General features: G+C 70.8%; 10 protein-coding genes. 8 read left to right on the top strand and 2 right to left on the bottom strand.

Features of this window, described 5'->3' with window-relative positions:
- A partial coding sequence (locus CA984_RS47465) for a hypothetical protein (RefSeq protein ID WP_207621204.1) occupies window positions 1-314 on the top strand: 314 nt, incomplete at its 5' end.
- Window positions 265-1260 carry a glutamate ABC transporter substrate-binding protein gene (locus tag CA984_RS39045; protein ID WP_086578409.1) on the top strand — a complete coding sequence of 332 codons (996 nt, stop codon included), beginning with the start codon at window positions 265-267 and terminating at the stop codon, window positions 1258-1260. The genes CA984_RS47465 and CA984_RS39045, both read left to right, overlap by 50 nt.
- Here CA984_RS39045 and CA984_RS39040 read toward each other — a convergent pair.
- Entirely contained in the window at window positions 1247-1771 is a 525-nt protein-coding gene (locus tag CA984_RS39040) for a PadR family transcriptional regulator (protein ID WP_086578408.1), read from the bottom strand. The two genes, CA984_RS39045 and CA984_RS39040, sit on opposite strands and share 14 nt — an antisense overlap.
- A 55-nt stretch (window positions 1772-1826) precedes the next feature.
- On the opposite strand from CA984_RS39040, the gene CA984_RS39035 reads away from it, so the two are divergent.
- The 3 genes from CA984_RS39035 (at window position 1827) to CA984_RS39025 (ending at window position 5309) form a co-directional block, all read left to right on the top strand.
- A complete protein-coding gene (locus CA984_RS39035) occupies window positions 1827-3284 on the top strand; it encodes an MDR family MFS transporter (protein ID WP_086578407.1) in 1458 nt (485 codons plus the stop codon).
- A 41-nt stretch (window positions 3285-3325) separates the two neighbouring features.
- Window positions 3326-4303 carry a malate dehydrogenase gene (locus CA984_RS39030; RefSeq protein ID WP_031160861.1) on the top strand — a complete coding sequence of 326 codons (978 nt, stop codon included), beginning with the start codon at window positions 3326-3328 and terminating at the stop codon, window positions 4301-4303.
- Between the two features lie 214 nt (window positions 4304-4517).
- Window positions 4518-5309: a DUF11 domain-containing protein gene (locus tag CA984_RS39025; RefSeq protein WP_133061910.1), complete on the top strand. Its 792-nt coding sequence runs from the start codon at window positions 4518-4520 to the stop codon at window positions 5307-5309.
- Between the two features lie 111 nt (window positions 5310-5420).
- Here the strand turns inward: CA984_RS39025 and galE are convergent, their stop codons facing one another.
- A complete protein-coding gene (galE, locus tag CA984_RS39020; protein ID WP_086578405.1) occupies window positions 5421-6380 on the bottom strand; it encodes a UDP-glucose 4-epimerase GalE in 960 nt (319 codons plus the stop codon).
- A 122-nt stretch (window positions 6381-6502) separates the two neighbouring features.
- Here galE and CA984_RS39015 point away from each other — a divergent pair, with 122 nt between their 5' ends.
- The 3 genes from CA984_RS39015 to CA984_RS39005 all read left to right on the top strand — a co-directional run bounded on the left by CA984_RS39015 (window position 6503) and on the right by CA984_RS39005 (window position 9948).
- A complete protein-coding gene (locus tag CA984_RS39015; protein WP_242676419.1) occupies window positions 6503-7864 on the top strand; it encodes a hemolysin family protein in 1362 nt (453 codons plus the stop codon).
- A gap of 14 nt (window positions 7865-7878) precedes the next feature.
- On the top strand, window positions 7879-8883 hold the full coding sequence (trpS, locus tag CA984_RS39010) for a tryptophan--tRNA ligase (RefSeq protein WP_086578403.1): 1005 nt from the start codon (window positions 7879-7881) through the stop codon (window positions 8881-8883).
- A 129-nt stretch (window positions 8884-9012) separates the two neighbouring features.
- Window positions 9013-9948, top strand: a complete 936-nt coding sequence (locus CA984_RS39005; RefSeq protein ID WP_086578402.1) for a YihY/virulence factor BrkB family protein — start codon at window positions 9013-9015, stop codon at window positions 9946-9948.
- Window positions 9949-10186 lie beyond the last annotated feature (238 nt).

The following is a 10186-nucleotide window of genomic DNA, read 5'->3' as shown; positions in this document are numbered from 1 at the left end:
GCCGGGGCCCGGCGCGAGCACCCGCCGTCACCGGGCCCCGGCGACCGCGCCTCCTCTCCGGGATACGGCGAGCGTCCTTCGTCCTCCGGGTACGGGGACCAGGTGTCGTCTCCGGGGTACGGCGGGCAGTCTTCGTCCCCGGGGTACGGCGAGCGTCCTTCGTCTCCGGGGTACGGGGACCAGGTGTCGTCTCCGGGGTACGGCGGGCAGTCTTCGTCCCCCGGGTACGGCGAGCGTCCTTCGTCTCCCGGTTACGGCGACCAGGTGTCGTCTCCCGGGTACGGCGGGCAGGCGACGTCTCCCGGCCGTGGTGAGCCTCCGGCTCCCGTTCCGCCGCCGAGCTGGCAGGCCACCGTCCCGGACTCGGCGCCGCCCAGGCGCTCGCACAAGGGGCGCTGGATCGCGGCCGCCGTCGCCGCGCTGCTGGTCGCCGGGGCGGCGGCCGTCGCCGTCACCGGCTGGCCGCCGCGTTTCGGCACCGAGCCCGAGCCCACCGGATCCGTTCCGGCGACGTTCGCCTCCGTGGCGGACAAGGCGGCGAAGACGGGCAGGCTCACCGTCGGCATGCGCGACTTCCTGCCGGGCGTCGCGCTGAACAGCGGCGGCAAGTGGAGCGGGTTCGAGGTGGACCTCGCCACCGAGATCGCCAAGGCGCTGGGGGTGCCCGCGAGCGGCGTCACCTTCCGGGCGACCAGCCGGGAGGAGCGGCCGAAGCTTCTGGCCTCCGGTGACCTCGACCTGGTCGTCTCGACCTACTCGATCAACGACAAGGACGACGTCACCTTCGCCGGGCCGTACTATCTCGCCCACGTCGACGTGCTCGTCAAGGACGGCTCCCCGATCGTCTCCGCGGCCGGCCTGGAGGGCAAGCGGGTCTGCCAGCCCATGGGCAGCGGCTCGGTCCGCGCCCTGCAGGGCGCGGTGGACCGGCTCGTCCTGGTCCCCGCCGAGACCTACACCGGCTGCATGAACAAGCTGCTGACCGGCGAGGTCGACGCCGTCCCCGGTGACGACCTGGTACTGGCCGGGTTCGGCAACCGGGAGAGCATCGGCTACAAGGTGGTCGGTCTGAAGCTGACCGACGAGCGTTACGCGGTGGCCATGAAGAAGGGCGACAGGCGCGCGTGCAAGGCCGTGCAGGGCGTGATCGCCGGCCTCTACGAGAGCGGCACGATGAGGAAGCTGCTCGACCGGCACTTCTCCAGGGTCGACTTCGCCACCCGCGAGGACGGCGTCCCGGCCATGGCTAGCTGCGGGTAGACCCCTCGATCTCGGCCGCGGTCTCCTCCGCCCAGTCCTGCATCAGCCGTGTCTGGCGGATGCCCAGGTCCAGGGCGTAGTGACCGAAGCCGGGCTCCTTCCACGAGGACTTGGCCGCGCGGATCGCCTCCAGTTCGGCCAGCCTGACGCCGTAGGACGCGGCCTCCGCGCGGAGCAGTGCCGCGGCCTCGTGCGGCTCCAGCGTGGGCAGCAGGAAGGCGCGCAGCACCCCTTCGCTGCGGTAGGACCGTGTCGGCCCCTTCTCGATCAGCCACGTGCGCAGCTCGTGCGCGCCCTCGTCGGTGATCGCGTAGGTCTTCCGGCCGCGCGGGCCCTCCTCCTCGACCGTGATCAGGCCGTCGGCGGCCATCTTGTTCAGCTCCGGATAGATCTGGCTGTGCCGGGCCTGCCAGGCGTTGTTGATCGAGCTCTCGAACAGTTTCGTCAGGTCGTAGCCGCTGGCGGGGCCGGAGACGGTCAGCAGGCCGAGGAGCGCGATCCGTAGGGACATGCCCCCATCATAATTATCGATTGACATGTCAAAAATGACACGTAAACATCAACATGTGTCTACTGACGTATCGCCCCCTCCAGCGGAGACCCGTCCCAAGAACGGGCTGCTCCTCCTCGCCGTCCTCGGCGGGATGTTCCTGGCCATGCTCGACCAGACGATCGTCGGCACCGCGCTGCCCCGGATCACCCAGGAGCTCGGCGGCACGGGCCTCTACACCTGGGTCGTGACGGCCTACCTGCTGACCTCCACGATCACCGTCCCGCTGTACGGCAGGCTGTCGGACACCTACGGACGCAAGCCGCTGCTGCTCACCGGTGTCGTGCTGTTCCTGCTCGGCTCGCTCCTGTGCGGCCTCGCCCAGGACATGAGCCAGCTCATCGCCTTCCGTGCGCTGCAGGGGCTGGGCGCGGGAGCGTTGCTGCCGCTCTCCCTGGCACTGGTGGCCGACCTGTTCCCGCCGGACAAGAGCGGCCGGGTCCAGGGCGCGCTGGGCGGGGTGATGGCGCTGAGCTACATCGCCGGCCCGTTCCTCGGCGGCGTCTTCACCGACCAGGCCAGCTGGCGCTGGGCCTTCCTGGTCAACCTCCCCATCGGCCTGGTCCTCATCGCGATCATCGTGGCCCGGCTGCCGCACGTGGCCGGTCAGGGGCGCGGCGTCCGCCCCGACTATCTCGGCATCGCCGTCTTCAGCGGGGCGATCGGCGCGCTGCTCCTCGGCCTGACCGAGAAGGGCCTGGACGACCACGCCTGGACCAGCGGACCCGTGCTGTGGCCCGTTGTGGCGTCGGTCCTGCTCCTGGCGCTGTTCGTGCTCGTCGAGCGGAGGGCGGCGCAGCCGATCATCCCCCTGGAGCTGTTCCGCGACCGGACCTACACGCTGGCCAACGCGACCTCGTTCCTCACCGCGTTCTGCCTCTACGCCGGGGTGGTGTTCCTGCCGCGCTACTTCCAGGAGTCCCTGGGGCTGAGCGCCACCGAGTCGGGCCTGCGCATCTACCCGCTCATGCTCGGAATGGTGGCCGGCAGCGGGATCGCCGGCGTGCTCATGTCCAGGACCCAGCGCTACAAGCCGTGGCTGATCATCGGGGCGGGCCTCATCGCGCTCGGGGCACTGCTCTGCGCCGGGCTCACCACCGAGACCCCGGGCCTGGCCCTCACCGGGTGGATGGCGCTTCTCGGCCTGGGCATGGGGCCGATGCTTTCCGGGCTGACCGTGGCGGTCCAGTATTCGGTCCCGCGCCGGTTCATCGGCACCGCCAGCGCGAACCTGACCTTCTTCCGGCAGATCGGCGGCTCGGTCGCGCTGGCCCTCGCCGGCACCCTCTACGCCTCGGTGGTCAGGGACGAGGCGCCCGTCCACGGGCTGAGCGCCGCGCACGCCTCCGCCGCCGCGAGCGTCATCCCCTGGCTCGCCGTCGGCGGGGCGCTCGTCGCCCTCGTCGCGCTGATCGCTCTGCCCGGAGGCCGGATCAAGGTACTCGCCGCAGGACCGGCGACGCTGGACGGGTAACATCCGAGCGTCACAATTCATCCTTCGAGTGGGGGAAGGTCATGGCCCAGACTCCCGTAAAGGTCACCGTCACCGGCGCCGCCGGTCAGATCGGCTACGCGCTGCTGTTCCGCATCGCGTCGGGCCAGTTGCTGGGCGCCGACGTCCCGGTCAAGCTGAGCCTGCTGGAGATCCCGCAGGCGGTCAAGGCCGCCGAGGGCACCGCGATGGAGCTCGACGACTGCGCGTTCCCGCTGCTGAGCGGCATCGAGGTCACCGACGACGCCAACAAGGCCTTCGACGGCGCCAGCGTCGCGCTGCTGGTCGGCGCCCGCCCGCGTACGGCCGGAATGGAGCGCGGCGACCTGCTCCAGGCCAACGGCGGCATCTTCGGCCCGCAGGGCAAGGCCATCAACGACAACGCGGCCGACGACATCCGCGTCCTGGTCGTGGGCAACCCGGCGAACACCAACTCGCTGATCGCCCAGCAGCACGCCCCGGACGTCCCGGCGGAGCGCTTCACCGCGATGACCCGCCTGGACCACAACCGCGCGCTGTCCCAGCTCGCGGCCAAGCTCCAGGTCCCGGTCACCGAGATCAAGAAGATGACCATCTGGGGCAACCACTCCGCCACGCAGTACCCCGACCTGTTCCACGCCGAGGTCGGCGGCAAGGTCGCCGCCGAGCAGGTGGACGAGGCCTGGCTGCGCGACACCTTCATCCCGACCGTCGCCAAGCGCGGCGCCGCGATCATCGAGGCCCGGGGCGCGTCCTCGGCCGCCTCCGCCGCCAACGCCGCGATCGACCACGTCTTCGACTGGGTCAACGGCACCGAGTGGACCTCCGCCGCGATCCCCTCCGACGGCTCGTACGGCGTGCCCGAGGGCCTCATCTCCTCCTTCCCCGTCGCCTCGCGCGACGGCAAGTGGGAGATCATCCAGGGCCTGGAGATCGACGCCTTCTCCCGCGAGCGCATCGACGCCTCGGTGCGCGAGCTCGAAGAGGAGCGCGCCGCCGTCCGTGAGCTCGGTCTCATCTGAGCCCGCGCGAACTCCGCTGAGTCCACGGAGAGGGGCCCCGGTCCGCCGGGGCCCCTTTCGTGTGCCCGCAGGCCCCGGAGCTTTCGGCCGTGGCGGAGCCCGTGCGGTGAATTGGCGGCGTGTCGATGATGCCGTGAGACCGCGCCCCGGCGTTAAATGATCATTGAGGGTCGGGGGATCGGTGTTCATGGCGCATGGTGCGGCGCGGGTCGTCGTGGGAATTGTCAGTCTTGCTCTCGTCGGAGCGCCCGGGGCGGTGCTGGCGGAGCCGGGGAAAAGGGACGTCAGCGGGGCGGATCTGTCCGTCCGGCTGGAGACCTCGCCGAGGATCGCGCAACCGGGGCAGCCGCTTCTCTACCGGGCCGAGGTGCACAACACCGGGCCCGAGGACGCCGTGCTGCCCCTGCTCACCATCAATCTGCCCGAGGGGGTGGAGATCCTCCGCGTCGACGTCGCCGAGTGCCGTCCGGGCGCGACGGCCAGCGAGGTGGTCTGCGCCTCGCAACAGGACGTCGTGGCCGGGACCAGCGGCGGGGTGACGATCAGCGGCCTGGTCCGGCCGGGCGCACGCGGCCCGCTGGAGGCGACCGCGACGCTCTCCTCGGAGATCGTCGACGCGAACGAGGGGAACAACTCCGACCATACGCTGACCCCGGTGGACGAGGGGGCGGACCTGGCGGTCCGGCTGTCGCGCAGGGCGCAGGCCGGCCGGCTGTTCATGATGGGCGCGGTGGTCCGCAACCGGGGGCCCCGGGTCGTCCGTGACGCCGCGCTCTTCTTCCACACCAAGAGGGCGCGCTTCCTGTCGGCGAAGGGGGCGCGGTGCCGGTCGTATCCCGGTCTCGTCGGCTGCAAACTGCGCGCGGTCCGTTCCGGCAAGCGGGTCAGCCTCCGCCTCGCCTTCCGCGCCCCCAGACACGCGCTGAGGGCCAAGGCGACGGTCTACTCCACCCACGTGGGCGACCGCCGCCCCGCCAACAACATGGCCCGCATCAACCTGCGCTAGGCGTACCGGCCACGGAGGCCGAGGGGGGGAGCGGTCGGCGGCGGAAAGCCCCGTACGGCCCGGGGGCACGGCGCGCGATCATCGATGTCCGGGGGGCTTCCGAGGCCGTGGTCAGCGGGGCAGGGCGGCCCAGGCGTCRGCGACGATGTCCCGGACGGACGGATACTCCGGTTTCCAGCCGAGCTCCCGCTGGATCTTCTCCGAGGAGGCCACCAGCACCGCCGGATCGCCGGCCCGGCGCTCGCGCACGACCGCCGGGATCTCGTGCCCGGTGACCTCGCGGCATACCGCCAGGACCTCGCGCACCGAGAAGCCTGTGCCGTTGCCCAGGTTGTAGATCTTGTGTTCCCCCGGCGAGCAGGCCTCCAGGGCCAGCAGGTGGGCCCGTGCCAGATCGCCCACATGGATGTAGTCGCGGACGCATGTCCCGTCCGGGGTCGGGTAGTCCGTGCCGAAAACGCTGACCGACTCGCGCCCGCCGAGCGCGACGGCGAGGAGGTTGGGGATCAGGTGGGTCTCCACGGTGTGTCGTTCGCGGTAGACCCGCCCGTCCCCGCCGGTGTGGGCGCCGCCCACGTTGAAGTAGCGCAGGCTCACCGCGGCCAGGCCGTACAGCCCGGCGAAGGTGGTCAGGGCGGTGTCGACCGCCAGTTTGGACGCGCCGTAGGGGTTGGTCGGCCGGGTGGGGTCGGTCTCCACGACCGGGGAGCGCTCCGGCTCGCCGTAGGTGGCCGCGGTGGAGGAGAACACGATCCGGCCGACCCCGGCGGCCCGCATGGCGTCGAGCAGGGTCAGGGTCCCGCCGAGGTTGTGCGCCCAGTAGAGTCCGGGCCTCTCCACCGACTCCCCGACCAGGGACCTCGCCGCGAAGTGGAGCACGCCGTCCATCCCGGGCAGTACGTCGGCGGCCTCGGTGATCGACCCCTCCACGAAGCGGGCGCCCGCCGGCACCGCGTCCGCGTGGCCGGTGGAGAGGTCGTCCAGCACGGTGACCTGGTGGCCCGCCTCGACGAGTTGCGCCGCGACGACGCTCCCGATGTATCCGGCGCCTCCGGTGACCAGCAGCTTCACGGAGCCTCCTGTTTGATGATGTCTGAATGTGTTTATTTTTGTAAGGCTACTGCCAGCATATGCTGGCACATCAAATATCGGCCACAGTCGGAACGGGCGACGGCCATGACGGAGACAATCTCGTGAACAGCGTCTTGGCGAACACCGCCTTGGTCATGCTTTTCGTATTGATCGGGGGCTTTTTCGCCGCCGCCGAGATGGCCATGGTCTCCCTCAGGGAGAGCCAGGTGCGCAGGCTCGACACCCGGGGCCGTAGAGGGGCTAGGGCGGCCAAACTCGCCCGCGACCCCAACCGGTTCCTGTCGGCGGTGCAGATCGGCGTCACCGTGGCGACCATGCTGTCGGCGGCGTTCGGCGCCGACACCCTCGCCAAGGACCTCATCCCGGTCGTGGACGGCTGGGGCGTGCCCGAGGCCGTCTCGGCCCCCCTCTCCCTGGTGCTGGTGACGCTGGCGATCTCCTACGCCTCGCTGGTGCTGGGAGAGCTCGCGCCCAAGCGGATCGCCCGGCAGCGGGCCGAGGGGATCTCGCTGCTGGTCGCGCCGTTCCTGGACCGGATGGCCGCGCTGTCGCGGCCGATCATCTGGGCCCTGTCCAAGTCCACCGACGGCGTGGTCAAACTGCTCGGCGGCAACCCGGAGGCCGACCGCGAGGAGATCTCCACCGAGGAGCTGCGCGACATGGTGGCCGGCCACCAGGAGCTCACCGCGGACGAGCGGCACCTGATCGCGGAGGTCTTCGCGGCGGGCAAGCGGCAGCTCCGCGAGGTGATGCTGCCGCGCACCGAGGTGGAGTTCATGTCCGTCGACACCCGGCTGGCCGAGGCCGCCGTCCTGGCCGCGGCCATGCCGCACTCCCGCTTCCCCGTCTACCGCGACTCCTACGATGACATCGTGGGCTTCGTCCACATCCGGGACCTGCTGGATCCGGTGCTGACCGGGTCGATCGAGCCGATCAGCGAGCTGGTGCCGATCCGGCCGGTCAAGCTGGTCCCCACCAGCAAGCGGGTGCTGGCCACGCTGTCGGAGATGCGCGGGGAGGGGCACCACCTGGCGATCGTGATCGACGAGTACGGCGGCACCGCCGGGATCGTCACCCTGGAGGATCTGGTCGAGGAGCTCATCGGCGACATCCGCGACGAGCACGACGTCGAGGACGAGCAGGTCGTGCTGCCCGTCGGGGAGGTCGAGCTCGACGGGCTGGCCAACCTCGACGAGGTGGCGACCGAGACCGGGATCCGGCTGGCCGACGGCCCCTACGAGACCCTGGGCGGGTTCGTCATGGCGGCTCTGGGGCACCTGCCGACGCTGGGGGAGCGGGTGGAGATCCCCGGGTTCGAGATGTCGGTCACGGACATGGACGGCCGCAGGGTCTCCCGGGTCCGCATCAAGCGCCGGGCCGCCCCGCCGGAGACGCCGGACGCCTCGCCGCCGGACACGCCGGCCGCTTTCGGGCCGGAGGCGCCGTTCACTCCGGACACCTGACACAATTACGTGCTATGGCCAGTCCCCGTGTCCTCTCCGGAATCCAGCCCACCGCCGACTCCTTCCACCTGGGCAACTACCTCGGTGCCGTGCGGCAGTACGTCGCGATGCAGGAGGGCCACGACGCTTTCTACTGCGTCGTCGACCTGCACGCGATCACGGTGGACTACCAGCCGGAGACGCTGCGCAGGCGCAGCAGGGTCGCCGCCGCCCAGCTCTTCGCCGCCGGTCTGGACCCGGAGCGCTCCACGGTCTTCGTGCAGAGCCACGTCCGCGAGCACAGCGAGCTGGCCTGGGTGCTGATCTGCCTCACCGGCATGGGCGAGGCCGGCCGGATGACCCAGTTCAAGGACAAGTCAGCAAAATACGGCGAGGGCTCCACCAGCGTCGGGCTGTTCACCTACCCGATCCTGCAGGCCGCCGACATCCTGCTCTACCAGGCCGACCAGGTCCCGGTCGGTGCCGACCAGAAGCAGCACCTGGAGCTCACCCGCGACCTCGCGCAGCGCTTCAACCACCGCTTCGGCGAGACCTTCACGCTGCCCAAGCCGCATATCGTCGAGGGCGTCGAGAAGATCACCGACCTGCAGGACCCGACGGCCAAGATGTCCAAGTCGTCGTCCTCGCCCGGCGGCATCCTGGACCTGCTGGAGCAGCCGGGGCCGCTCCGCAAGAAGGTCATGCGCGCGGTCACCGACACCGGCTCGGAGGTCCTCGCCGACGACGAGAACAAGCCCGGCGTCACCAACCTGCTCCGCATCCAGTCCGCGCTGACCGGCACGCCGATTCCCGAGCTTGAGGCCCGCTACGCCGGGCAGGGGTACGGCGCCTTCAAGAAGGACGTGGCCGAGGTCGTCGTCGACACCTTCACGCCGATCCGGGAGCGGACCGAGAAGCTGCTGGCCGACGAGGCCGAGCTCGACAGGATGCTCGCCGTCGGCGCCGCGCGGGCCCGCGCGGTGGCCGCCGAGACCATGGTCAAGGTCCGCGACCGGGTGGGTTTCCTGCCCACCCTCTGACCTGCCCGGGGATCGGTCCGCCGATCCTCCGGCGCCTGTTCCGCCCGCCGCTCCGCCGCTGCCGGAGATCATCCGCAGGACGTGGTCGCGTCCACGTACGGCGGGGCGGTAATTGGGTAGGTGACGCGAGTGACGAGCGTGCAGGAACGGATCGAGGTGCTCCGTGAGTGGGGCCGGTCGAAGGTCGGCTCCACCCGGGTCCGGTGGCCCTGGTTCGATCATCTGATCAGGACCGTGCATCGGTACCAGATCCAGTTCGGTGACCGGCTGGCCGGGGCGGTGACCTATTTCGCGTTCCTGTCGTTCTTCCCGATCATCGCGCTGGCGTTCGCGGTCTTCGGTTTCTTCCTGTCCGTCCGGCCGGACGCGATCAGGACCCTGCAGCAGGCCATCGACCAGTATCTGCCCGGCCTCGCCGACCAGCTCCCGATCCAGCAGATCGCCGACTCCCGGGCCAGCGCCGGGGTCATCGGCCTGGTCGGCCTGCTCTACGCGGGGCTCGGCGCCGTCGACGCCCTGCGCGGCGCGCTGCGCGAGATCTCCATGACCACCGAACCGCCCCTCAACTTCTTCCTGGCCAAGCTCCGTGACCTGGCCGCCCTGATCCTGGTCGGCATCACGATGATCTCCTCGGTGCTGGTCGGCGGTTTCGCCACCCAGGCCAGCGGGATCGTGTCCAAGTGGCTGGGCCTGTCGGAGTCGGTGATCGGCAGCGGCTCGATCTGGCTCGTCGGCCTGGCCGTCAGCATCCTGGCGGACACCGTCCTCTTCGTGATCATCCTGCGCTGGATGGGCCGGTCGAGGCAGCCGCTCCGGGTGCTGCTGCGCGGCGCGCTGCTGGGCGCGCTCGCCTTCGGTCTCCTCAAGCAGCTCGCCGCGCTGATCCTGTCGAGGACGCTGAACAACCCCATCTACGGGGTGTTCGCGGTGATGGTCGGGCTGCTGATCTGGATCAACTTCTCGGCCCGCGTGATCCTCTACGCGGCGGCCTGGACGGAGACCGCCTCGCTCGGCCCTCCGCCCGAGCCCACCCCGATCCCAACCGGCGGTGTCCCCCTCCATTGACGCGCTCCCCGGCCTGAAGGCCGGAGCACTGGCCCGCATTCCGGTAGCGCGGCCGCCGCCTCAGGCGGGGCGGCCGCCGCGCTCCCCGCCCGCCCGGCGGGGCAGGCGGGGGCAGGTCTAGCGGGACCGCCTGCGGATGCCGTACACCAGCCAGATCACGCCGCCGAGCAGGCCCGCGCCCAGTGCGTAGAGGCCCACGGCGGGGATCCCGCCGGAGCCGGACGCGGCTCCCGCGGTG

It is taken from the genome of Streptosporangium minutum (genome assembly GCF_002149035.1).
Classification (GTDB): Bacteria; Actinomycetota; Actinomycetes; order Streptosporangiales; family Streptosporangiaceae; genus Streptosporangium; species Streptosporangium minutum.
The sequence above is the reverse complement of the archived record's forward strand: the minus strand, read 5'-3'. Positions and strand labels throughout refer to the sequence as shown.